Consider the following 23,417-nt stretch of genomic DNA (forward strand, 5'->3'; position numbering starts at 1 on the left):
GGAAGCCTAAGGAGAAGATAGACATGGTAGTTTTTAAAAAATTTATGGCCTTCACCGGCTCAATCGTTTTAACACTTATTTTGTTCGGCATCTTGGCAAGCATCTTTGTGAACAACTGGTTGCTTATTAGCGTAGTGACACTCGTTGTTGCCGCCGTCCTGTTCTTCTTTTCTGCAAAAGCGGGAGATAAAGCGCATGCTATACAAACCGGGCTGACGAAAAAAGAGTACAAATACATTCGCGTGAACCTAGAAGAATCGCGTGCTAAAATACTTCGTCTGCAAAAGATAACTGCGGCACACCGTACGTTATTCACCTTCCAAGAACGCGACAAAACACTGCTACTTACAAAACGAATTTACGGTATTGTGAAAGAAGAACCAAAACGCTTTTACGATGCAGAGGATTTCTTCTTTTCCCACTTGGACTCTTTAGTTGAGCTAACAGAAAAATATGCTTTCTTAAACAGTCAACCTGTAAAAGACAAGAAGATCTACCAAACCCTCTCAGACACACGTGCGCTCTTGAACGATCTAAGCCGCGTCATCGAGAAGGACCTGTTTGCACTTCTTAATAAAGACGTATCAAGCCTTGATTTCGAACTAGAAGTTGCGAAGAACTCGATCTCCAAACAGGAAAAGAAATTTGAAAGGAGAACACCCAAATGACCGAGAACCAAAAGCCTAACGAACCTGAATTAGAAACAAAAGAAACACCAACATATGATCAACCGAAAGCCGAGGTTATCGATGCCAATTTCAATAAGACATTGGATGACCTACTCGCCGATCCTTTTGGCACCAACGGATCACAAACGGTACAAGAAATCGTAAATAATGAGACTGACAAAGCACCGCGCCTTGTAGATATGTTACCTGAGGCTAACCGCCGTCAAGCGGTTGAACTCGCTAAACAAATCGAACCTGGTAATCAAGCCGCAATCCTCGGATATGGTGCACCAGCTCAAGCCAAATTACATGACTTCTCGCATTCGATGCTAAACCAAGTTCAAAAGCAAGATGTTGGTCCTATCGGCGAAATTATTAGCGATCTGATGTTCCGTTTACAAGAAGCTGACCCAGACGAACTTGCCGCGCGCAACAAGAACGTTTTTACAAAGATGTTCTCGCGTGTGAAACAATCCATCAATGAAATCACATCCAAATATCAAAAAATGGGCACACAAATCGATCGTATTGCCCTCAAATTAGAACATGCAAAAAAACGCTTAATGGAAGACAACTCCTTCTTAGAACAACTTTACGACAAGAACAAAGATTACTTCCAAGCCTTAAATATTTACATTGCAGCCGGTGAATTAAAACAGGAAGAAATCAATACAAAACTACTTCCAGAACTACGTAAAAAGGCCGAACAATCCGGTGATCAAATGGATTTCCAAGAAGTAAACGACCTAACACAATTTGCAGACCGCTTAGAAAAACGCGTCCACGACTTGAAACTTAGCCGACAAATCACTATTCAACAAGCACCACAAATTCGTCTTATCCAAAACACAAACCAAGTGCTCGCTGAAAAAATCCAATCATCCATCATGACGGCTATTCCGCTTTGGAAAAACCAAGTAGCAATCGCGCTTACACTACTACGACAACAACAAGCAGCAGAAGCACAGCGCCAAGTATCTGAAACAACAAACGAGCTTCTCAAACGCAATGCCGATATGCTTAAGACAAACGCAATCGAAACAGCACGTGAAAACGAAAGAGGAATCGTAGATATCGAAACATTAAAAGAGACCCAATCAAGTTTAATCGAGACATTACAAGAAACATTGAAAATCCAACAAGAAGGCCGTGCTAAACGCGCCGTAGCAGAAAAAGAACTCATAACCATGGAACAAGAACTCAAAGACCGCTTACTAGAAATGAAATAAAAGAAAAGAGGATAAGACGCTGACTCAAAATCAACGCCTTATCCTCTTATTTTTGGTGTACTCTGACTGAAGTATACTGAAAACAGCTACATCATGATACTCGCCGTTGAAGTATTCATGTTCTCGCAATACACCATCCTGATGAAAGCCTATCGATCGCATCATATTCATCGATCTATCGTTAAATGTATATACTTCACAGTAAATCTTATGTAAATGTAGCTCCGCAAATGCCCAGCCTAACAAGTCACAAATCGCCTGTTTTCCGTATCCCTTTCCCCAACATGACTTGTCCCCAATAACGATACCAAAGGCGGCATTGCCATTCTCACGATCAATCAAACCTAGCTCTGCTCGCCCAATAACCCTTCCGCCTAGTGTAATACTAAACAAGCGTAAAGAATCGCTCACCTTCAAAAAATACTTCGCATACGCCGCTTGAAATACTTCCAACGAACGTGGCTTTATGATGCCGCTTGCTGTTGCAATCTCCTCATCATGTTCCCAAGCATGCATCACTTCCACATCTTCCATCCTGATGGGTCTAATTATCCCTTTTTCCTCAGCCATTTACTACAACTCCCAACAAAAGTTATCATGTAAAGTATATCAATGACTCGGCACAATTAACAAGCTATTTTTCACTAAAAACCTTCTAGCTTTAAATTTTCAAAGTGAAGTGGTTTTAAATTAGTTACCGTAAGTCCCACTAAGCGAACGCTTTCTTCCCCGCTGTACACATCTCGTAAAAGGCTAACTCCCGCTTCATAAATGACCCTTGCATCCCGTGTATACTCCATGAGAGATAATCGCCTGGTTACTGTACTAAAATCACTGTAACGCAACTTCAAAACAACAGTTTTACCATGTTTCCCAATACGCTCAAGGGAGCTCTCAATCTTTTGCGAGAATAATAATAGCATTTCTTGCATTTCTCGTTCATCAAAAATATTATTGGCAAATGTCGTTTCTCTACCCACTGATTTACGTTCACGATGTGGATTAACCAACGAATCCGACAATCCCCTTACCGCACGATACAAACGATACCCCTGTTTATTCAATGCTCGAATGAGATCCCATTCATCCCAAGCTTTCAAATCAGCTCCAGTATGAATACCTAATTTATGTAACTTCTCTGCGGTCACCTTTCCCACGCCATGAAACTTCGTAACAGGTAGTCTTTCAAGAAAGGCTTCCGCTTCATCAGGCATTACAACTGTCATTCCTGCTGGCTTTTTGAAATCAGATGCAATCTTAGCAATAAATTTATTGTAAGAAACACCAGCAGATGCGGTTAAACCTAGTTCATGATAAATCGCATATTGGATTTCTAGCGCCACTTTCATTGCTGATTTAATCCCTTTCTTATTCTCCGTCACATCTAAATAAGCCTCATCGAGAGACATCGGTTCCACTAAATCTGTATAACGATGAAAAATCTCACGAATCTGGTTAGAAACTTCTCGATAATGTTCCATATTCCCATGAATAAAAATACCGTGCGGACACAGTTTATACGCTTGTTTCGTCGGCATGGCCGAATGAACGCCAAATTTCCTTGCTTCGTAAGAACACGTAGAGACAACACCGCGCTTGTTCGGGTCTCCACCAATAATAAGCGCCTTCCCGCGATATTCCGGATGATCTCGTTCCTCCACAGAAGCAAAAAAAGCATCCATATCTATATGAATAATTTTACGTGTCTTATCCATTCTTTCCATCGCCTTTCACAATTAAAACGAACATTTGTTCTTGTTTTTTATTATACCTTGCCACTATAAAAAATGCAAGCAAGATTCCCACCTATTTGGAATCTTACTCGCCTCTTTATTTTTTCTCAAAAGCACCTTTTCCAAAAAACTCAATAACGCGTGGCATGACTTGATACATTCGCGAAATGATGTTCATTAAAAATGGTAAATTAATTTCGCGTTTTGATCTCCCCATAATCCTTACAATCTTCGCTGCTACTTTCTCAGGTTGCAAAACAAGGAATCCTACATTATCGAGGTAATCTCCTGATTTATCGGCAATATCGAAGAAACTGGTCGCAATAGGGCCTGGATTGACCGTTGTCACATGAATGTTCGCTGGTTTCACTTCCATTCGTAAAGCGTTGGAATAGCCCAAGACAGCGAATTTAGTTCCAGAATAAGCCGATGATTTCGGTGTTGCAATTTTGCCAGCTTGGGAAGCGATGTTGATAATATGACCAGATTTCCGCGCCAGCATAGCCGGCAAAACTAGCTGTGTCAGACGCATCAAACCAAGTACATTCGTTTCAAACATTTGTTTCACTGTCTCAAAATCGGTAGTCACTGCCTCTTCAAAAATTCCGAAACCTGCGCAGTTTACCAAGACATCAATCTTCGTATCCCCGATTTTCTGAACCACTGCTGCAATCTCATCAAAGTTGGTCATATCCATCTTATGATAAGCGCTGATGACTCCATATTCCGCTTGAATCTGCGTCGCTAATTCCGCTAGCTTTTCCGTTCGCCTAGCAGTCAAAATCGTATGTGCCCCCTGCGCCGCAACCTGCCTCGCAATCTCTGCACCAAGGCCGTTTGATGCCCCCGTAATCAAAACTGTTTTTCCTTTCAAAAAATCATTCATCCTAGTTAAACTCCTTTATAGTTCAAATATGGCAAAATCTGTTGCGATTTCTGTATTTGGGAAAACGGACTGGCACTCCGCAACAAGCTCACGATTATCTTCACGATTGTAACGCGAACTAATATGGGTCACAATAAGTCGTTTCGCACCCGCATTCTTTGCCAAAGTGGCAGCTTCTATCGTCGTTGAATGCATATATTCGCAGGCCACATCACCCATCTCCGCACCAAATGTTGCCTCATGGACGATTACATCTGCATCGCGTGCAATCATTAGCTCATTTGGCGCTGCTCGAGTATCTCCGAAAATAGCAATAATCCGGCCTTTTTTTGTAGGGCCAATAAACCTGCTTCCATCTACAACTGTACCGTCTTCAAGCGTCACCATCTTACCTTCCTTTAATTCTTTAAAAATCGGCCCTGGTTTCACACCAAGCGCTGCAAGTCCCGCAGCATCAAGCGCTCCCGTCTTATCTGCTTCCTCAATCCGGTAACCGTAACTCATAATCCCATGATCTAACTCACCGCAGGTCACCTTAACATCAGCATCTTCAAACACCGTTTCATCGGAAATTTCTATGATTTCTAGCGGATATTTCAGATGCGTCCCACTCACCGCTAGACTCGTTCGAATATAGTTCGCAATACCAACTGGACCATAGACCGTGAGCCTCGTCTCCCCACCTTGAAAAGAACGGCTACTAAGAAGACCCGGCAAGCCAAAAATATGATCACCATGTAAATGCGTAATAAAAATCTTTTCCAGTTTACTTAATTTAATCGAACTTCGCAAAATCTGATGTTGCGTTGCTTCTCCACAATCAAAAAGCCAAATACTATTTCGCTCGTTTAGCATCGTGAGCGCAATCGCCGTTACGTTACGGCCTTTGGAAGGGACACCCGCTCCTGTTCCGAGAAAAATCAGTTCCATTTTGTCTCACAATCCTTTCTCTAATTCGCTACTAATCATACCATATTTACCATGCTTGTTGCACTCGTCCTCAAGTTGTTTTCTAATTTTTCTGGTTCAATCAGTTGCACATTAGAAATCAAACGGCTAAAATAGTAAGGAATAATGAGGCCGACTTTGATTAGATCTTATTTACCTCATTTTAAAGAATAGCTTGAAACAACTTCGAGAGCAAGCTGGGTAAGATGTGTCACCAGCTTTATACGAATCGAGCGCTTGAAAGCCGATGTATCTCAGGTATGTTCCATATAATAATGAAAGAGGGTAAGCACGTATGACAGAAGTGAAAGAACAAGTAGCTTTAATTACAATTTTTGGCGGTACGGGAGATCTAGCAAATCGCAAACTTTACCCTTCGCTATACCATCTCTTCACGAAAGGCTTTTTGAAAGAGAATTTCGCCGTGATTGGTACAGCTCGTCGCCCATGGACGAATGATTTCTTCCGCGAAAAAGTCGTGGAATCATTGAAAGGTATTGAAAAAGAAGGGTTCGACCCAAAAGAATTTGCTTCTCATTTCTACTACCAATCACATGACGTAACGAACCGCGAATCCTACGTAGAACTGAAAAATCTATCTGATGAACTCGATAAGCAATACGAACTAAAAGGAAATCGCCTATTCTACCTTGCTATGGCGCCGAATTTCTTTGGAACTATCGCTAGTCGATTAAAATCAGAAGGTTTTGTCGATAATGCTGGATTTAGCCGCTTAATTATTGAAAAACCATTCGGTCGTGATTTAGCTAGCGCGAAGGAACTCAATGAATCGCTTCGCCAAGCTTTTGCTGAGGATGAGATTTACCGCATTGACCATTATCTTGGTAAAGAGATGATTCAGAACATTTCTGTTATCCGTTTTGCGAATTCGATTATTGAATCGCTTTGGAACAACCGCTATATTGATAATGTGCAAGTAACACTCAGTGAAACGCTTGGCGTGGAGGATCGCGGACGTTATTATGAGGAAAGTGGCGCTTTGCGTGATATGGTTCAAAATCACATTTTGCAAATCGTTTCCTTACTTGCGATGGAACCGCCAATCAAGTTAACGACACAAGAAATTCGCCATGAAAAAGTGCGTGCGCTCCGTTCGTTGCGTGTTATTGAAGGCGATGATGTGTATAAATATTTCGTTCGTGGTCAATATGGTCCTGGAAAAGTAGACGGCGAAGAGCTTCTTGGTTACCGCGAAGCAGATAATGTCGATCCTGATTCCAACACCGAAACATTTGTTGCAGCAAAACTAATGATCGATAATTTCCGTTGGAGCGGCGTACCTTTTTATATTAGAACTGGTAAGCGTCTTGCTAAGAAAACAACCCAAATTGCGATTCAATTCAAGAGCGTCCCAATGAACCTATTTGGAGGGCAACAGTCCCTTGCTGGAAATGTACTGGTGATACATATCCAACCAGATGAAGGTATCACGCTACACATGAATGTTAAAGAGCCGGGTCAAGGAATGCTGACCATGCCAATCAACCTGAACTACGCACACTCTTCGCCAGACGGTATGAACACTCCTGAGGCCTATGAAAAACTAATTCAAGATTGCCTAAATGGCGATGCCACCTACTTCTCACATTGGGATGAAGTTTCCCTATCATGGAACTTTGTCGACAAAGTAGCCAACGTCTGGTCAAAAACCAAAGAACACTTCCCGAACTACACATCTGGCACGATGGGACCAAAAGAAGCAGACAAGCTAGTATCACAAGATGGATTTGAGTGGTTTGAATAGTGAAAAGCGGAAACAGCTCGTTAGCCTCGGTTGGAGCTAGATCTGAGAACAGAAATTAGTTAGAAAACCCTAAGAAGTAAGAGCAGCTGTAAAAAGTCGCTCTTACTTTTTTTCTTAGCGCCGTCACCGCTCCGCTGCCTTTGCATCCCGTACCTCTAGTCAACACGTAATATTTCCTAATTCTTTCAACAAAAATAGGTTGACCAACCACCCACAAAGCTGATATCATTAAGTTCAATGGGTAACTAAGTAACACCTCCCATTCCAATTATGAGTCTTAGTTTTTGGAAAACACTTCGCCATCATGTATATGGACGTACTAAGTAAGTACAGCGTGTTTCCTAATAGCCTCAACAAAGGAGAGTCATGATATGCCTGAAAGCATTGACGATTATATCGATCGCGGAATACATGGCACAAAAGAAATTAATCCAGCGGAACGAAAAAAATATCTTGGCACATTTCGAGAACGTATCGAAATCCAAATGACCAAACAGGAAGTTTTCCAAAAATATTGTACTAAAGAATTAGAACAGGAAATGAAAGATCACCCAAAGGCCAAACTACTACTAAATGGCTCAATTTCCTATGAGATATTGCGTTCCTACATCATGCTTGCTGAAAAACATAAAATGCCGTTTTCCATTGTGGCACGCGAAGATGAAGATACGCCAATCGGTCTCGTCTTAGCTGAAGATCACGAAATCAATCGTGAGGATACGCACCTTCATGAAGCACCGATTATCACAGAGGACCAAACTGGTAAAGTAAGTTTACTCGACAAAATCAAAGCTATTTTTCAAGATTAAGGAAGTGACATAGATGCTTCATACGATTGTACTTGCACTCGCGATCCTCATTTTTCTACAAACAATCTATTTCTTCATACGAAAAAATACCGATATGGGCGTGATGTTCCTGCTCATCGGTATCGCATTGCTTATTATTTCTACGATTGGTTGATCTTCAAAGGCTCTCCAGTATCCAATGCTGCGCGGAGCCTTTTTTGCATGTCGCCGATGCCTTCGCTTCCGTGAAGTGGAAAAACAAATGGCTGTCCTCCTGTCACCTCTGCAAGTAGCGGTTTAAATTTCTTCCCGCCTAGCATCACAATCGTTTCCTGCGCAATGCCTAATGAGCGCCATTGGTCAGATAATGCTTCTACAGAAATCGTCTCCGCTGTCACGCCGCGCGCTGTAAATCTTACATCATACGTCTCTAAAACAAGCGAATCAGGCTTCAAAAAACCATATTTCGGCGACAAAATAACATAGTCCCCGTCAAATTTCTCTGCATAAGCCTTACATAAGCGATGGAAATTCCCAGTATACGCCTCACTAGCTACGACAGGTCCCGCATCCTCTTTTTTATCCCAAATTTTTGGCTTACCTGACGGAATGATAATCATGATGCATCCTCATTCATCGGGTATTCCCATAAAACAATCGTCCCCCGCGAGTCTACCTTATCTCTCTCTGGCTGATAGACAAATCCCGATTTACGTAATACTTGAATCGAATACGTATTACTTTCAAAGCTTCTTGCAAAAATCCGGTGAATCTCTGGCTGATTTTTGAGCCATATCAATAACTCCTCTAGCGCTTCTGTCACGTAGCCATTATTCTGATAAGCAGGCACGATGCTATAACCAAGCTCAATCTCTCCGGTTTCCTCGGGTTTTCCTTGGCCGCCAATTTCCCCGATAACCTTGTTCTCGTCCTTCAAAACGATCAAATGCGTCCATTTCGTCATCTCCGGCTCTTTTTTTACGTTCTCCAATACATATGGCAGATAAAAAAAGAAATCGATGCCAGGCCAATCTCTGGACACGGTGTAGCCTGATACGCGCTCCAGCTCGTCTACACCCGCAATCGTCGCTTTGATCCACTCTAAATTATACTCTACTAATAACAGCCGCTTTGTTTCTAATTTCCCCATATTAAAACCCGACTTTCCATTTCAGTATATCTTCTCTCTAAATTATCAAATTATGCTTGATTACGCAAATTTTTCGTAGAATACTACCTGTTATTATTACCACATACTAATTTTTTAAAAACTTTTTTCAAAATAATTGTATCCGCTTACATCATTCTCTTTCAATAGATTTAGCTATGTATTCCCGTTTTTCACTGAAATCCAAAAGCAACAAATTTTCAAAAAACGGTTGACATTTGGCTGTCAAAAGCTATAATTAATAATAATATTACATGCATTGATACTTATGAGATTCTTTAAGGCTACATACGAATTTGATACGTATCCCAAATTTGATTTTAGAGGAGATAATGACTTATGAAAACATGGAACCGACATTACGTCATTACAATTTTATTACTCTAGCAAGGGTCTGGAACACTGTTTAAAACAAGCAGTCGTTTAGATCCTGTTTAGCATTAAATGGGATTTGTATCTAGGCATCCCATTTTTTACTCAAAAATGGGATGCCTTTTTTGTTGCCAAACACGCTATCAATGGTATTTATTTGAAACAAAAGGTCGTGCTAGTTATTATATTCTAAAAATTCAGCGTCGACCAACAATTATAATAAAGAAACGGGGAATATGCTCATGCGTAGTGATAAAATCAAAAAAGGTGTCGAACAAGCTCCCGCTCGGAGTCTTCTGCACGCAACAGGTCAAATTAAAAGTCCAGGTGATATGGATAAACCATTTATCGCCATTTGTAACTCCTACATCGATATTGTCCCTGGTCATGTGCATTTGCGTGAACTAGCCGATATTGCAAAAGAAGCGATTCGCGAAGCTGGTGGTATTCCTTTTGAATTTAATACGATTGGCGTTGATGACGGGATTGCGATGGGTCATATTGGGATGCGTTATTCCCTTCCGAGCCGTGAAGTGATCGCGGATGCTGCAGAAACAGTGATCAATGCTCACTGGTTTGACGGTGTTATGTATATTCCAAACTGTGACAAAATCACACCAGGCATGTTGCTTGCCTCCGTCCGTACGAATGTGCCGGCAATCTTTTGTTCCGGTGGTCCGATGAAGGCTGGTCTTTCTGCCACTGGGAAAGCTTTGACGTTATCCTCTGTATTCGAAGCGGTTGGTGCTTTTAAAGAAGGTAGCATGAGTCAAGAAGAATTTTTAGATATGGAAGCGAATGCGTGCCCAACGTGTGGTTCATGTGCTGGGATGTTTACAGCGAACTCGATGAACTGCTTGATGGAAGTGCTTGGTATGGCAGTGCCGTTCAATGGTACAACGCTTGCTGTATCCGAGGCGCGGCGCGAGTTGATTCGTGAATCAGCCTTCCACTTGATGGATCTTGTGAAAAAAGATATTCGTCCTCGTGATATTATTACACGCGATGCGATTGATGATGCTTTTGCGCTTGATATGGCGATGGGCGGCTCGACAAATACGGTGCTACACGTGCTGGCTCTGGCAAATGAAGCGGAGATTGATTACGATTTGGAGCGCATTAATGAAATCGCCAGTCGTGTCCCTTACCTTTCTAAAATCGCTCCATCCTCTGCTTATTCCATGCATGATGTCCATGAAGCTGGCGGTGTCCCTGCAATCATGAAAGAGCTCGTGGACTTAGAAACCGCGATTCATCCCGATCGAATTACCGTCACTGGGAAAACAATACGGGAAAACGTTGAAAATGCGAAAATTAACAATACGGACGTGATTCATCCGAAAGAAAATCCGTATACGAAAACGGGTGGTCTCTCCATCCTCTTTGGAAATATTGCGCCAAAAGGTTCAGCGATCAAAGTTGGCGGGGTCGATCCATCGGTATCCGTCTTTACTGGAAAAGCCATTTGTTTTGATTCCCATGATGCGGCTGTTGAGGCCATTGACAATCATACAGTTCGCGAGGGGCATGTGGTCGTGATTCGTTACGAAGGTCCGCGTGGTGGTCCAGGAATGCCGGAAATGCTTGCTCCGACTTCTTCCATTGTTGGACGCGGACTTGGAAAAGATGTCGCTCTGATCACGGATGGTCGTTTCTCTGGTGCGACTCGTGGGATTGCGATTGGGCATATCTCGCCGGAAGCCGCTTCTGGTGGTCCGATTGCGCTAATTGAAGATGGTGATACAATCGTGATTGACCTGCCAAATAGAACGCTGAATGTCGATGTTGCGCCCGATGTTTTAGAAGCACGCCGCGCTGGTATTCCTAAATTTGTACCGAAAATTAAAAAAGGCTATCTGGCTCGCTATGCTGCACTCGTGACGTCTGCTCACACTGGTGGCGTATTGCAACTTCCAGATGATTTCTTAGAGTGATAAGGAGAGGTGAAGAAAATGATGAAAGTAGAAAAGCAAACAACGACGAAAAGTGGCGCGGAACTTTTAATTGATGCCTTGAATGAGCAGAGCGTAGAAATGATTTTTGGCTATCCTGGTGGCGCCGTTCTTCCTTTGTACGATGCCTTTTATGATTGCGATATTCCGCATATCTTGACGCGGCACGAACAAGGCGCAGTCCACGCAGCAGAAGGTTATGCGCGTGTAACAGGAAAGGCTGGCGTTGTCGTCGTAACCAGCGGACCTGGAGCTACCAATGCTTTGACAGGGATTGCGGATGCGATGAGTGATTCGATTCCATTGGTTGTCTTCACTGGGCAAGTGGCCACACCGGGAATTGGGAAAGATGCCTTCCAAGAAGCGGATATGATTGGCTTGACGATTCCGATCACCAAATATAATTATCAAGTACGCGACGTAAAAGATATTCCGAAAATTATTAAAGAAGCTTTCCACATTGCGACAACAGGTCGACAAGGCCCAGTCGTGATTGATTTACCAAAAGATATGTCGATTGCAACCACCGATAAAGTAAACGACGCTACGATTGATTTACCAGGTTATCAGCCAACTGTAAAACCGAATGGCATGCAACTGGAAAAATTGATGCAAGCGTTGGCGGCTTCTAGCAAACCGGTTATTTTAGCCGGAGCTGGCGTGAATCATTCTCGTGCGACTACAGAGCTGCTTGATTTTGCGGAACGCTATCAAATCCCTGTTGTGAATACATTGCTCGGACTTGGCAGTTTTCCACAAGATCATCCCCTCTTCCTAGGAATGGGTGGCATGCACGGTTCTTATGCGGCGAACATGGCTCTGACGGATCCTGATTTACTCATTAATTTTGGATCGCGATTTGATGATAGAATGGTCGGCTCGCCTCAAGAATTCGCGAAACATGCGGTGATTGCGCATGTCGATATTGATCCCGCAGAGATCGGTAAAGTTTTAACAACAAAAATTCCGATTGTGGCGGATATTAAAGAAACATTAACGCAATTACTTGAGATGAACGTGACGGACGAGGCGGATAAAACACATTGGTATAAGCTGAATATGACGCGTAAAGAACGCCATCCGTTCACGTATAATCGCGATGCAAAAACCGAGATCAAACCGCAAAAAGTCATCGAAATTATTGGCGATATCACAGAAGGTAAGGCGCTCGTTGCAACAGATGTTGGACAGCATCAAATGTGGGTCGCGCAATTTTACCCGTTTAGCCATGATCACCAAATTATGACGAGTGGTGGTCTTGGCACGATGGGCTTTGGTTTTCCAGCCGCAATTGGTGCACAACTCGCCTATCCTGAACAAACCGTTGTTGCTTTTGTTGGTGATGGTGGCTTCCAGATGACGAATCAGGAACTGGCTATTTTGAACGATTATAAAATCAATTTGAAAACGGTCATTATCAATAATGGATCACTTGGCATGGTGCGGCAGTGGCAAGAGAAGTTCCATAACGAGCGCTTCTCCCACTCCATTTTCCAGAGTCAGCCTGATTTTGTGAAATTGTCGGAGGCTTACGGTATCAAAGCAGTTCGTCTCACCAATCCTGAGACGCTCGCCGCTGATCTCGCAGAAGCTTTTGCCTATCCTGGTCCCATTGTTATTGATTGTGTGGTTTCCCCAGGTGAGCTTGTACTACCAATGATCCCGCCAGGCAAAGCGAATCATCAAATGGAAGGAGTGGAATAAATGCGACGTATCATTACAGCTACTGTTAATAACTCAAGTGGTGTGCTTAACCGAATTACAGGTGTTATCTCTCGCCGCCAGTACAATATTGATAGCATCTCGGTTGGTTGGACAGAAACCGCGAATGTTTCCCGCATCACCATCGTCGTTCATGTCGATTCACTCTATGAAATTGAACAAGTGACGAAGCAACTAAACAAGCAAATCGATGTGCTCAAAGTCAGTGACATTACAGATGATCCACATATGGAGCGTGAACTGGCTTTAATTAAAGTCAATGCCCCAGCTGCAACACGTGCGGAGCTTAATTCCATTATTGAGCCGTTTCGCGCAACGATTATCGATGTTGGTAAATCAAGCGTCGTGGTGCAGGTCGCAGGGACGAGCGAGAAAGTCAATGCGTTTGTTGATAGCATTCGCCCTTACGGTATCAAACAAATGGCGCGAACTGGTGTAACTGGTTTCACACGAAGCGCTAAATAATCATTTTGAATCCCAGAAATCCTTTTTCTGAGAAATATATATAGATAATTTATGGAGGTTAGGAAAATGACAAAAGTATATTATGAAGATGCAGTACAAGAGAGCGCGTTACAAGGTAAGAAAATTGCAGTGATCGGTTATGGTTCACAAGGTCATGCCCATTCACAAAACTTACGTGATAACGGAAACAATGTCATTATTGGGATTCGTGAAGGAAAATCAGCCGAGGCTGCTCGCAATGATGGTTTTGAAGTCTTGTCTGTCGCAGATGCTACGAAAGCGGCTGATGTCGTGATGATTCTTTTGCCAGATGAAACGCAAGGAGATACTTATGAAGCTGAAATCAAGCCTAACTTAGAAGCAGGAAATGCCTTAGCTTTTGCGCATGGTTTTAACATTCATTTTGACGTAATTAAACCACCGGCTGACGTGGATGTGTTCTTAGTAGCACCAAAAGGTCCAGGACATTTAGTTCGTCGTACATTCGTGGAAGGTGGCGCGGTTCCAGGGTTATTCGCGGTTTACCAAGACGCTACTGGAAAAGCAACAGATGTCGCGTTATCTTACGCAAAAGGTATCGGTGCGACTCGTGCTGGCGTGATCGAAACAACATTTAAAGAGGAAACGGAAACGGATCTATTCGGCGAACAAGCGGTTCTATGCGGCGGTACCACGCATTTAGTACAAGCTGGTTTTGAGACATTAGTCGAAGCTGGCTACCAACCAGAGCTTGCTTACTTCGAGGTATTGCATGAGCTAAAACTGATTGTTGACTTGATGTATGAAGGTGGCATGGAAAAAATGCGTGATTCGATCTCGAATACAGCGGAATACGGCGACTATGTTTCCGGCCCTCGCGTAGTAACGAGCGACACGAAAAAAGCCATGAAAGAAGTCTTAACGGACATCCAAAATGGTAACTTTGCCAAAGCATTTATCGATGATAATAAAAATGGTTTCAAAGAATTCCATCGTCTGCGCGCAGAACAAAAAGGACACCAAATCGAAGCGGTTGGTGCGAGCTTGCGCGAAATGATGCCTTTCGTCAAACCACAAAAATAATAGGAAGAGATTTGGGGATTAGGAAACCTACAAGCGTGTTGAGCCACTAAAGATAGGTATTTATCGGCACGCTGGTCCCCTTTTCTAATGAGGTGAAGGTTTATGGCTTATATTCAATTTTTTGATACGACGCTACGTGATGGCGAACAAACGCCAGGCGTCAATTTTAACCAGCAAGAAAAAATGCAAATCGCACGTCAACTAGAAACGTATGGGATTGATGTTATTGAAGCTGGATTCCCGATTGCGTCTGACGGTGATTTCCACTCGGTAAAAGAGATTGCCAGCATGATTAAAACGGCGACAGTTTGTGGATTAGCGCGTGCTGTGGAGCGCGATATTGACCGAGCTTACGAAGCGCTAAATGGTGCCGCAAATGCTCAGGTACACGTTTTTCTTGCTACCAGTGATGTACATATGAAGCATAAATTAAAAATGAGTAGGCCTGAGGTTTTAGCGTCGATTAAACATCATGTCGCACATGCCCGTAAGCTTTTTCCAATCGTCCAATTCTCACCTGAGGATGCGACGCGAACAGATCCTGCGTTTCTAGTAGCGGCTGTCCAAACAGCGATCGATGCTGGGGCGACGGTGATTAATATTCCGGATACGGTTGGTTTTACGAATCCGACAGAGTTTGGCGCCCTCTTCCGCTACTTGCGTGAAAATATTCCGCGCTTCGATGAGGTTATTTTTTCTACCCATTGTCATGATGACCTTGGTATGTCGGTTGCAAATGCGCTTGCTGCGATCGAAAATGGAGCTCGTCGTGTTGAAGGTACGGTAAACGGTATCGGTGAACGCGCAGGGAATACAGCGCTAGAAGAAGTTGCAGTGGCGCTTCACATTCGCAACGATTATTACAAAGCGGAGTCTGGCATTATTTTGAATCAGACGAAGAAAACGAGTGACCTAATCAGCCGCCTTTCTGGAATGCCTGTACCACGCAATAAAGCGATTATCGGTGGCAATGCTTACGCGCATGAATCCGGGATCCACCAAGATGGCGTTTTGAAAGAACCGACCACGTATGAAATTATCACACCAGCACTTGTTGGTGTCGAGAAAAATGCGCTACCACTTGGCAAACTGTCTGGCCGTCACGCTTTTGTCGCGCGTATGGAAGAACTTGGCTACTCCATGACGGACGACGAGAGAAACGATGCATTCAAACGCTTCAAACATTTGGCCGATGTGAAAAAAGACGTAACCGAAGACGATTTACACGCATTGATTCTTGGTCAAACATCCGAGAAAGCCGATGACTATGAATTGAATCACCTGCAAGTACAGTATGTGACCGGCGGCGTTCAAGGCGCGATTGTTCGAATCCATACGGAAGATGGCTCTGTTTTAGAAGATGCAGCGACTGGGGCTGGTAGTATCGAAGCGATTTACAACACGATCAACCGCCTGATGGAGCAAGACATCGAACTGACTGATTATCGTATTCAAGCGATTACGGCAGGTCATGACGCGCAAGCAGAGGTTCATGTTATCGTCAAAGACAAAAAAGGCGCGACGTATCATGGCATTGGTATTGACAATGATGTCCTCACCGCTTCCGCCAAGTCTTACTTGCATGCAAGCGCCAAAGCTACCGAAAAAAAACAAACGACTAGCGAGGAGGTCCCAGTCAAGTGACATATCACATTACCGCCCTTCCTGGCGACGGGATTGGCCCAGAAATCATGGCGAGCGGACTAGAAGTGCTAGAAGCCCTTGCTCAAAAATTCCAACTAGATTTTAAAATAGAAACACACCCATTTGGCGGCGCTGGCATTGATGCCCTGTCCGATCCACTACCAGAAACAACACTGGCCGCGTGCCAAAAAGCAGATGCCATTTTGCTCGGTGCTATTGGTGGTCCAAAATGGGATAACGCATCAAAACGGCCAGAACAAGGCTTACTAGCGTTACGGAAAGCACTTGGCCTATTCGCTAATATCCGCCCGATTCAAGTACCAAACACCATCGCCCACCTCTCTCCACTGAAAAAGGAAATCGTAGAAGGTACCGACTTTATCGTCGTTCGCGAACTAACAGGCGGCATTTATTTTGGTGAACCGAAGCATTGGGATGAAAACAGCGCGGTCGACACCTTAACGTACACAGCGCAAGAAATCGAACGCATCGCTGTCCAAGCTTTTGAACTCGCAAAAACGCGTCGCAACAAAGTGACCTCGGTCGACAAAGCCAATGTGCTAGCATCGAGTAAACTTTGGCGTCAAGTCGTAGAACGCGTCGCTACGCGCTATCCAGAAGTCACACTAGAACATCTTTACGTGGATGCGGCTGCCATGATTCTCATCCAACGCCCTACCACTTTTGATGTCATCGTCACAGAAAACATGTTTGGTGATATTTTGAGCGATGAGGCCTCCGTTATTACTGGCTCGCTTGGCATGTTACCATCTGCGAGCCATCCAGAATCAGGTCCATCACTCTACGAGCCCATTCACGGCTCCGCGCCAGATATCGCTGGTCAAAACATCGCCAATCCAATGTCGATGATTTCATCTGTGGCCATGATGCTACGCCAATCGTTCCAACTTTTTGAAGCCGCAGATTATCTTGACAAAGCAGCCTCAGAAACCATGGAAGCAGGGTTCCTAACCAAAGATATTGGCGGTAACACATCGACTACCGATTTTACAAAAGAAGTTAAAAAACGAGTTAAAGGAGGAGAATAACAATGGCTAAAACAATGTTCGATAAGTTGTGGGATCGTCACGTCATATTTGGAAAAGAAGGTGAACCGCAACTGTTATACATCGATCTGCATTTGGTGCATGAAGTTACCTCCCCTCAAGCTTTTGAAGGATTGCGAATGGAAGGAAGACAGGTTCGTCGCACGGATCGCACATTTGCCACGATGGATCACAACGTCCCAACCGAAGACATTTTCAACATTCACGATGTCGTTGCTAAAAAGCAAATCGATGCCCTACGCAAAAATTGCGAAGAATTTGGTGTCACACTGGCAGATGTCGGTAGTGAGCGTCAAGGCATTGTGCATATGGTCGGGCCAGAAACTGGGCTGACACAACCTGGTAAAACAATCGTATGTGGTGACTCACATACCGCAACACATGGCGCTTTCGGAGCAATGGCCTTTGGTATTGGCTCGAGTGAAGTGGAACATGTCCTTGCTACGCAATCCATCTGGCAACAAAAACCAAAATCAATGGGTGTCAAAATCAACGGCACCCTTCCAAAAGGCGTTTATGCAAAAGACGTTATTCTGCATCTGATTGCAACATACGGCGTCGCATTCGGTAACGGATACGCCGTTGAATACTACGGAGAAGCCGTGCGCAATATGACGATGGAAGAACGCATGACCATCTGCAATATGTCCATTGAAGGCGGCGCTAAAATGGGGATGATGGCTCCTGATGCTACCACTTTTGCTTACATTCAAGGTCGCGAGTATGCACCAACAAATTGGGAGGCCGCTATCGCCGATTGGACGACGCTACCAAGTGATCCTGATGCGACATATGATCGTGACATCGAAATTGACGTCTCAGAGCTAGCACCATATGTTACTTGGGGAACCAATCCAGGTATGGGCGTTCCAGTAACCGAAGCTTTCCCAGAAATCGAAAGCATCAACGACGAGCGCGCTTATCAATACATGGGACTAAAACCCGGTCAAACCGCGTCCGAAATCGACCTTGGCTACGTTTTTATCGGCTCTTGTACCAACTCACGACTTTCTGATCTAGAAGAAGCTGCACAAATCGTCAAAGGACACCAAGTCGCATCTGGTATTCGCGCCATGGTCGTTCCTGGTTCCCGCCAAGTTCGCTTAGCCGCAGAGCGCATCGGTCTCGATCAAATTTTCATCGACGCTGGCTTTGAATGGCGCGAGCCTGGTTGTTCCATGTGCCTAGGTATGAATCCCGACCAAGTACCAGAAGGCATTCACTGCGCATCAACATCCAATCGTAATTTTGAAGGCCGCCAAGGAAAAGGTGCACGAACTCACTTGGTAAGCCCTGCAATGGCCGCAGCAGCAGCAATTCACGGTCGCTTTATCGATATTCGCAAAGGAGTGTGGCAAAATGGAAGCAATGGTGTTGCATAAAGGAAAAACCGTAGCCCTCATGAACGATAACATTGACACGGATCAAATTATCCCAAAACAATTTTTAAAGCGGATCGAACGCACCGGATTTGGCAAATTTCTTTTTGATGAATGGCGCTATCTTCCCGATCGTTCCTTAAATCCTGAATTCCCGCTGAACGCTCCTGACCGACAAGAAGCTACCATCCTTGTCACCGGTGAGAACTTCGGCTGTGGTTCCAGTCGCGAACATGCTCCTTGGGCCCTACTTGACTACCGTTTCCGGGTCATTATCGCCGGCGGATACAGCGACATTTTTTACATGAACTGTACAAAAAACGGGATTTTACCGATCAGCCTACCAAAAGAAGCCCGCGAAAAACTGGCCGCGATTCCAGCTAACGAAGAAATCGCTATCGACCTCCCCAATCAGCAAGTCATTAGCACGGCGGGCACCTACGATTTCGAGATCGACGCTACATGGAAAGAAAAGTTCATCAAAGGTCTCGATGATATTGCACAAACAATGGAACACGAATCCATGATTACAGAATACGAAAATCAAGCACGCGCCTACTAAACGCTTTGTCTGGGGTATGCCTCAATCTTAAGAAGGATGTGAAGATGTTATGGAAATGGTTGATGTGGATGCTTTAGTTAGCAAACAAGACGTGCTGGATGCATACGATACATTAAAAACGATCGTCAAACACACACCGCTTGAAAAAGACTACTACTTATCGCAAAAATATGACTGCAACGTCTACTTAAAACGGGAAGATTTACAATGGGTTCGTTCCTTCAAATTACGCGGTGCCTACTACGCCATCGCCCAATTAAACAAAGAACAACTCAAAAATGGCGTCACTTGCGCAAGTGCTGGAAATCATGCACAAGGGGTCGCCTTCACCTGCCAAAAACTCGGCGTACCTGCTACTATATTCATGCCAACAACGACACCGCAACAGAAAGTATCGCAAGTTCGCTTCTTTGGTGGCGATTTTGTCGAAGTTCGCCTTACGGGAGATACGTTCGACGCCTCCGCCTACTCTGCGAAGAAATTTAGCGCAGAACAAAATAAAGCATTTATTGCGCCTTTTGACGATGCAGACATTATTGCTGGTCAAGGTACCGTTGCTGTAGAAATGTTGGATGACCTCGGTAGCGAAGCCTGTGACTTTGTTTTCGCAGCAATCGGTGGTGGAGGGCTTGTATCTGGTGTTGCCTCTTACGTCAAAGCTGTCCGTCCAGAAACAACCATCATCGGTGTCGAACCCGCTGGTGCTCCTTCTATGGCCAAATCACTGCTAGCCGGCAAAGTTGTCAACCTACCGAAAATCGATAAGTTCGTTGATGGTGCAGCCGTAAAACAAGTTGGCCAACTAACCTATAGCCATTGCGCGAAACTCGTCGATGAAGTAACCGAAGTGGATGAAGGCGAAGTGTGCTCTACCATCCTAGATATGTACACAAAACAAGCCATTGTAGCAGAGCCAGCCGGTGCCTTATCCGTCGCAGCACTCAATCATTTCCGACCACAAATCAAAGGTAAAAACGTGGTTTGCATTGTCAGTGGTGGTAATAATGACATCAACCGGATGCAAGAAATTGAAGAACGGTCTCTCGTCTTTGAAGGCTTAAAACACTACTTCATCGTCAATTTTCCACAGCGCCCTGGTGCTTTGCGTGAATTTGTCAATGACGTACTCGGACCTTACGATGACATCACAAAATTCGAATACACAAAAAAAGTAAACCGGAATCAAGGCCCCGTTATTATCGGTGTCTTACTACAAGATCCAAACGACTATGAAAAACTATTAGAACGCATCGCCGTTTTTGATCCAAGTTTCATGCCGATCAATGATAATCAGATGCTATACACCTTACTTGTTTAATAAACAAAATAAAGTGCCCTGCTCAAGCAAATCCTGAGTACTGGCACTTTATTTTTTGCTAACAAAAAAATTGAGCAATGACCGCACATGTCGGTCATTGCTCAATCCTCTTCGCATACTCTCGCTATTCTTAAAGTTTTGTTACGTTATCAGCTTGAGGTCCGCGTTGTCCTTCTACGATTTCAAACTCTACTTTTTGACCTTCGTCAAGTGTTTTGAAACCTTCTCCTTGAATTGCGCTGAAGTGAACGAATACATCGTCGCCGCCTTCAACTTCGATAAATCCAAAACCTTTTTCGCCATTGAACCATTTTACTGTACCTTCTTGCATCTGTCAAAAACCTCCAAAAATTTTCTTAATATGTTCCTTTTACAAATATAAAACTTACTGGGAAACTGCTTAACAACAAGCTTACCTTTTGTTTTCATTTCAAAATTCACATATTATAAAAGATACTCATCATCGGATTAATATCCTTTATAATGTGTGAATGATAGCCAGCCGCGCCTACAGCATCCCAACAATGCAGAGTAAAAGTAACGTATCAATACAACTATTTTAACGCTTTCATTCTAAAAATGCAAGCAATATTTACCTAAGTGCGCCATTATTGCGACAACTCTGTCGATAAAAAAATCGCGCACCCCCACAGTATATGGGAGACATCGCGATTCTTCGGCTTATTTAATAATGCTACGGTCCTTGATACGCCATTTCACCAATAAGTTGTGTAATGGTTCGCGGACAAGGAAGTACACGCCCAAGGAGATAAAAATCGAGGCGATTCCGAACAAGAATCCTCCTAGCACATCCGTTGGGTAATGAACACCAAGATACACGCGAGAGTACATAATGAAGAAAATCCAGCCAAGACCAACGACACCAATAACAATCTTCGCCCACATTTGTTTCACGGTGAAGATAAGAAACATCGCCGCTAAGCCATAAAAAATCGTCGTTCCAGTCGCATGCCCACTTGGAAAACTAAATCCCGTTTCTGCAATAAGGCGATTGAAATTTGGACGTGGACGCTCAAAAATATGTTTTAACACTGCATTGAGTAGAATCGCACACACGAGTACGGTACCACCAAACCAAAGGCCGACGACAAATTTACGCAGGAAGAAAAGAATAACGACAACGATAATCGTTAAAATAATTGCTGTTTCTGCACTCCCAATCATTGTTAAGCTATCGATGAGATTCGTTTTGGAAGCTGATACATTTGTTTGAATTCGGCCAATCCAGTTTAAATCAAATTTTGCGACCCATCTTGGTTCTGAATGGACCGCTAGTGCTACGATTACGAATAATAGCAAGGCGAAACCACCAATCGTGAACAGTGGTATGGCCTTTTTTTTGTTTGTGTTCATAAATCTACTCCTCACTTATTTTTTTGCAGGTAGGCTTGTACTTCTTCTACCATGCTTTGATATTTCGCTTGTTCGTTTGTATCTTCTTTTAGAATGAGATTCACGAAATCTTTTGTGACTGCGAGCGTGCCGCGATACACAAATGTGGCGTTACCGATGAGCTGTAGGTGTAGATTACCCCCCGCATCTTTTGTAGCGGTTACTTTCACACGACCACCGTTATTATACACGTTGACCGGCGTTTCCAGCTTATCATTGTGCAATAGTTTTTTCATCAGACTTGAGGCCGACATCGCAGTCCCGCAAGCATTTGTAAAACCAACACCGCGCTCAAAAGTCCGGACATAGATCGTGTCTTCTGCCAGCTCTTTAACAAAACTAACGTTCACACCATCTGTAAAATATGGATTCTCACCGTTTAAGTAAGTGGCAAGTTCGGCTTGCTTATCCGAGTCTAGCGTCGCCTGATCAACAAATGTAATCAAATGTGGATTAGGAACCGCGACGGCAGAGAAGCGTAAATCTGGATCAAATGCGGGTACCATTTCGTTTATCATTTCTGATTCTGACCAATTTAGCGGCAGTGCTTCAGGAGCAAATAAAACCGGTGAGATTTCGACTTGGTATGTTGGAATGCCATCACCGATTTCCGCTGCTTTTGAGACGTGCAATGTTGCTTTCATCGTCTCAATGGTAGCTTCATCTAGATCATGCGCTTCTAACAAGTAACGAGCCACCGTACGTAAGCCGTTTCCACACATCGATGCTTCAGAGCCATCTGCATTAAAAACGCGCATACGGCCGATAGAGGTATCATTTGAGCTTTCAGACACAAATAGAATTCCATCCGCGCCACCGAGAAATTCCCCGCGATCACAAATACGCGTAGCCAGTTTAGCGCGATCACTGTCTTGCCAGTTTGTTAAGTTATTTTTAGTTTCATCGATGAGAAAGAAATCATTTTGTGAACCGTGTACTTTAATAAAATGAATATGTGCCATCGGATTACCTCCATTGTTGATGAACTTTCAAAGCGTCCTTTGCTTTGATTTAGAGAATCAATATGAGTGCGAGCGTAGAGAGCATTCGTTCTATTGTTGTGGCTCTTATGAAGCGTCCTTTGCTGAGTTAGAGCCACAATATGCATGAGAACGTAGTGATCATGTAATCCACCAGTGGTCTGCTTACGCCTATTCTCAGCTTAGCTTCCTATTTCCAGTCCAGCCTCCACATGCATAAGAACGTAGTGAGCATATAATCCATGTACTGCATCGTGTCCTGCGCCTTCGGATCCAGCTTCTACGGCCAACTCCTC

The 23,417-nt window shown here is 43.8% G+C and carries 23 protein-coding genes; 14 read left to right on the forward strand and 9 right to left on the reverse strand.

Annotated elements, in window-relative coordinates:
• Positions 1–23: 23 nt before the first annotated feature.
• The gene (locus HCJ54_RS04840) at positions 24–668 is read left to right on the forward strand and encodes a 5-bromo-4-chloroindolyl phosphate hydrolysis family protein (RefSeq protein ID WP_036064312.1); all 645 of its coding nucleotides are present in this window, start codon (positions 24–26) and stop codon (positions 666–668) included.
• Positions 665–1,897 (forward strand): toxic anion resistance protein, encoded by a 1,233-nt coding sequence (locus tag HCJ54_RS04845; protein WP_221638674.1) that lies wholly within the window; start codon positions 665–667, stop codon positions 1,895–1,897. Before HCJ54_RS04840 ends, HCJ54_RS04845 begins: the two co-directional genes overlap by 4 nt.
• A gap of 30 nt (positions 1,898–1,927) precedes the next feature.
• Here HCJ54_RS04845 and HCJ54_RS04850 read toward each other — a convergent pair whose 3' ends face one another.
• The 4 genes from HCJ54_RS04850 to rnz all read right to left on the reverse strand — a co-directional run bounded on the left by HCJ54_RS04850 (position 1,928) and on the right by rnz (position 5,446).
• On the reverse strand, positions 1,928–2,467 hold the full coding sequence (locus HCJ54_RS04850) for a GNAT family N-acetyltransferase (RefSeq protein ID WP_187136818.1): 540 nt from the start codon (positions 2,465–2,467) through the stop codon (positions 1,928–1,930).
• 74 nt (positions 2,468–2,541) lie between these two features.
• Complete coding sequence (dinB, locus tag HCJ54_RS04855; protein ID WP_187136819.1) at positions 2,542–3,612, reverse strand: DNA polymerase IV; 1,071 nt, start codon at positions 3,610–3,612, stop codon at positions 2,542–2,544.
• A 115-nt stretch (positions 3,613–3,727) separates the two neighbouring features.
• Positions 3,728–4,516, reverse strand: a complete 789-nt coding sequence (locus HCJ54_RS04860) for an SDR family NAD(P)-dependent oxidoreductase (RefSeq protein ID WP_187136820.1) — start codon at positions 4,514–4,516, stop codon at positions 3,728–3,730.
• Positions 4,517–4,531: 15 nt separating this feature from the next.
• Complete coding sequence (gene rnz / locus HCJ54_RS04865) at positions 4,532–5,446, reverse strand: ribonuclease Z (RefSeq protein ID WP_187136821.1); 915 nt, start codon at positions 5,444–5,446, stop codon at positions 4,532–4,534.
• Between the two features lie 313 nt (positions 5,447–5,759).
• Here rnz and zwf point away from each other — a divergent pair, with 313 nt between their 5' ends.
• The 3 genes from zwf (at position 5,760) to HCJ54_RS04880 (ending at position 8,192) form a co-directional block, all read left to right on the forward strand.
• Positions 5,760–7,229: a glucose-6-phosphate dehydrogenase gene (gene zwf / locus HCJ54_RS04870; RefSeq protein WP_036064301.1), complete on the forward strand. Its 1,470-nt coding sequence runs from the start codon at positions 5,760–5,762 to the stop codon at positions 7,227–7,229.
• Between the two features lie 371 nt (positions 7,230–7,600).
• On the forward strand, positions 7,601–8,038 hold the full coding sequence (locus tag HCJ54_RS04875) for a YueI family protein (RefSeq protein ID WP_185409004.1): 438 nt from the start codon (positions 7,601–7,603) through the stop codon (positions 8,036–8,038).
• Between the two features lie 13 nt (positions 8,039–8,051).
• Complete coding sequence (locus HCJ54_RS04880) at positions 8,052–8,192, forward strand: hypothetical protein (RefSeq protein ID WP_124892565.1); 141 nt, start codon at positions 8,052–8,054, stop codon at positions 8,190–8,192.
• On the opposite strand, the gene HCJ54_RS04885 is transcribed toward HCJ54_RS04880, so the two are convergent.
• Together HCJ54_RS04885 and HCJ54_RS04890 are read right to left on the reverse strand one after the other, a co-directional pair.
• Positions 8,179–8,637, reverse strand: coding sequence for a DUF6884 domain-containing protein (locus tag HCJ54_RS04885; RefSeq protein WP_187136822.1), 459 nt, complete (start codon positions 8,635–8,637; stop codon positions 8,179–8,181). The genes HCJ54_RS04880 and HCJ54_RS04885 overlap by 14 nt on opposite strands.
• On the reverse strand, positions 8,634–9,167 hold the full coding sequence (locus tag HCJ54_RS04890) for a GNAT family N-acetyltransferase (RefSeq protein WP_187136823.1): 534 nt from the start codon (positions 9,165–9,167) through the stop codon (positions 8,634–8,636). The genes HCJ54_RS04885 and HCJ54_RS04890 overlap by 4 nt, the downstream gene beginning before the upstream one ends.
• Positions 9,168–9,799: 632 nt before the next feature.
• Here HCJ54_RS04890 and ilvD point away from each other — a divergent pair.
• From ilvD to ilvA, 9 genes are all read left to right on the forward strand, one after another.
• Positions 9,800–11,491 carry a dihydroxy-acid dehydratase gene (ilvD, locus tag HCJ54_RS04895; RefSeq protein ID WP_036064295.1) on the forward strand — a complete coding sequence of 564 codons (1,692 nt, stop codon included), beginning with the start codon at positions 9,800–9,802 and terminating at the stop codon, positions 11,489–11,491.
• A gap of 18 nt (positions 11,492–11,509) precedes the next feature.
• On the forward strand, positions 11,510–13,213 hold the full coding sequence (gene ilvB / locus HCJ54_RS04900; protein WP_187136824.1) for a biosynthetic-type acetolactate synthase large subunit: 1,704 nt from the start codon (positions 11,510–11,512) through the stop codon (positions 13,211–13,213).
• Positions 13,214–13,696: an acetolactate synthase small subunit gene (gene ilvN / locus HCJ54_RS04905; protein WP_187136825.1), complete on the forward strand. Its 483-nt coding sequence runs from the start codon at positions 13,214–13,216 to the stop codon at positions 13,694–13,696.
• Between the two features lie 66 nt (positions 13,697–13,762).
• Complete coding sequence (ilvC, locus tag HCJ54_RS04910; protein WP_036064289.1) at positions 13,763–14,758, forward strand: ketol-acid reductoisomerase; 996 nt, start codon at positions 13,763–13,765, stop codon at positions 14,756–14,758.
• A gap of 102 nt (positions 14,759–14,860) precedes the next feature.
• A complete protein-coding gene (locus tag HCJ54_RS04915; protein WP_187136826.1) occupies positions 14,861–16,402 on the forward strand; it encodes a 2-isopropylmalate synthase in 1,542 nt (513 codons plus the stop codon).
• A complete protein-coding gene (leuB, locus tag HCJ54_RS04920; protein WP_187136827.1) occupies positions 16,399–17,451 on the forward strand; it encodes a 3-isopropylmalate dehydrogenase in 1,053 nt (350 codons plus the stop codon). The genes HCJ54_RS04915 and leuB overlap by 4 nt, the downstream gene beginning before the upstream one ends.
• A gap of 2 nt (positions 17,452–17,453) precedes the next feature.
• Entirely contained in the window at positions 17,454–18,851 is a 1,398-nt protein-coding gene (gene leuC / locus HCJ54_RS04925; protein ID WP_036064284.1) for a 3-isopropylmalate dehydratase large subunit, read from the forward strand.
• Positions 18,829–19,410 (forward strand): 3-isopropylmalate dehydratase small subunit, encoded by a 582-nt coding sequence (gene leuD, locus HCJ54_RS04930; protein ID WP_187136828.1) that lies wholly within the window; start codon positions 18,829–18,831, stop codon positions 19,408–19,410. Before leuC ends, leuD begins: the two co-directional genes overlap by 23 nt.
• 49 nt (positions 19,411–19,459) lie before the next feature.
• Positions 19,460–20,728 (forward strand): threonine ammonia-lyase IlvA, encoded by a 1,269-nt coding sequence (gene ilvA, locus HCJ54_RS04935; protein WP_187136829.1) that lies wholly within the window; start codon positions 19,460–19,462, stop codon positions 20,726–20,728.
• 130 nt (positions 20,729–20,858) lie between these two features.
• Here ilvA and HCJ54_RS04940 read toward each other — a convergent pair whose 3' ends face one another.
• The 3 genes from HCJ54_RS04940 to dapF all read right to left on the reverse strand — a co-directional run bounded on the left by HCJ54_RS04940 (position 20,859) and on the right by dapF (position 23,103).
• Entirely contained in the window at positions 20,859–21,059 is a 201-nt protein-coding gene (locus HCJ54_RS04940; RefSeq protein ID WP_036064277.1) for a cold-shock protein, read from the reverse strand.
• A gap of 350 nt (positions 21,060–21,409) precedes the next feature.
• Positions 21,410–22,102, reverse strand: a complete 693-nt coding sequence (locus HCJ54_RS04945; protein WP_187136830.1) for a phosphatase PAP2 family protein — start codon at positions 22,100–22,102, stop codon at positions 21,410–21,412.
• 11 nt (positions 22,103–22,113) lie between these two features.
• Positions 22,114–23,103, reverse strand: a complete 990-nt coding sequence (dapF, locus tag HCJ54_RS04950) for a diaminopimelate epimerase (protein ID WP_187136831.1) — start codon at positions 23,101–23,103, stop codon at positions 22,114–22,116.
• Between the last annotated feature and the right edge of the window lie 314 nt (positions 23,104–23,417).

Source organism: Listeria grandensis (assembly GCF_014322885.1).
Classification (GTDB): domain Bacteria; phylum Bacillota; class Bacilli; order Lactobacillales; family Listeriaceae; genus Listeria_A; species Listeria_A grandensis.

Excerpts from the sequence above, each read along its gene's own strand:
- ilvC (WP_036064289.1), top strand. The coding sequence starts at position 13,763 with ATGACAAAAGTATATTATGAAGATGCAGTACAAGAGAGCGCGTTACAA.
- HCJ54_RS04880 (WP_124892565.1), top strand. The coding sequence starts at position 8,052 with ATGCTTCATACGATTGTACTTGCACTCGCGATCCTCATTTTTCTACAA.
- HCJ54_RS04915 (WP_187136826.1), top strand. The coding sequence starts at position 14,861 with ATGGCTTATATTCAATTTTTTGATACGACGCTACGTGATGGCGAACAA.
- ilvA (WP_187136829.1), top strand. The coding sequence starts at position 19,460 with ATGGAAATGGTTGATGTGGATGCTTTAGTTAGCAAACAAGACGTGCTG.
- dinB (WP_187136819.1), bottom strand. The coding sequence starts at position 3,612 with ATGGATAAGACACGTAAAATTATTCATATAGATATGGATGCTTTTTTT.
- leuD (WP_187136828.1), top strand. The coding sequence starts at position 18,829 with ATGGAAGCAATGGTGTTGCATAAAGGAAAAACCGTAGCCCTCATGAAC.
- ilvN (WP_187136825.1), top strand. The coding sequence starts at position 13,214 with ATGCGACGTATCATTACAGCTACTGTTAATAACTCAAGTGGTGTGCTT.
- HCJ54_RS04850 (WP_187136818.1), bottom strand. The coding sequence starts at position 2,467 with ATGGCTGAGGAAAAAGGGATAATTAGACCCATCAGGATGGAAGATGTG.
- leuC (WP_036064284.1), top strand. The coding sequence starts at position 17,454 with ATGGCTAAAACAATGTTCGATAAGTTGTGGGATCGTCACGTCATATTT.
- HCJ54_RS04845 (WP_221638674.1), top strand. The coding sequence starts at position 665 with ATGACCGAGAACCAAAAGCCTAACGAACCTGAATTAGAAACAAAAGAA.
- ilvB (WP_187136824.1), top strand. The coding sequence starts at position 11,510 with ATGATGAAAGTAGAAAAGCAAACAACGACGAAAAGTGGCGCGGAACTT.
- zwf (WP_036064301.1), top strand. The coding sequence starts at position 5,760 with ATGACAGAAGTGAAAGAACAAGTAGCTTTAATTACAATTTTTGGCGGT.
- HCJ54_RS04940 (WP_036064277.1), bottom strand. The coding sequence starts at position 21,059 with ATGCAAGAAGGTACAGTAAAATGGTTCAATGGCGAAAAAGGTTTTGGA.
- HCJ54_RS04890 (WP_187136823.1), bottom strand. The coding sequence starts at position 9,167 with ATGGGGAAATTAGAAACAAAGCGGCTGTTATTAGTAGAGTATAATTTA.
- HCJ54_RS04860 (WP_187136820.1), bottom strand. The coding sequence starts at position 4,516 with ATGAATGATTTTTTGAAAGGAAAAACAGTTTTGATTACGGGGGCATCA.
- HCJ54_RS04945 (WP_187136830.1), bottom strand. The coding sequence starts at position 22,102 with ATGAACACAAACAAAAAAAAGGCCATACCACTGTTCACGATTGGTGGT.
- dapF (WP_187136831.1), bottom strand. The coding sequence starts at position 23,103 with ATGGCACATATTCATTTTATTAAAGTACACGGTTCACAAAATGATTTC.
- HCJ54_RS04875 (WP_185409004.1), top strand. The coding sequence starts at position 7,601 with ATGCCTGAAAGCATTGACGATTATATCGATCGCGGAATACATGGCACA.
- HCJ54_RS04885 (WP_187136822.1), bottom strand. The coding sequence starts at position 8,637 with ATGATTATCATTCCGTCAGGTAAGCCAAAAATTTGGGATAAAAAAGAG.
- ilvD (WP_036064295.1), top strand. The coding sequence starts at position 9,800 with ATGCGTAGTGATAAAATCAAAAAAGGTGTCGAACAAGCTCCCGCTCGG.
- HCJ54_RS04840 (WP_036064312.1), top strand. The coding sequence starts at position 24 with ATGGTAGTTTTTAAAAAATTTATGGCCTTCACCGGCTCAATCGTTTTA.
- rnz (WP_187136821.1), bottom strand. The coding sequence starts at position 5,446 with ATGGAACTGATTTTTCTCGGAACAGGAGCGGGTGTCCCTTCCAAAGGC.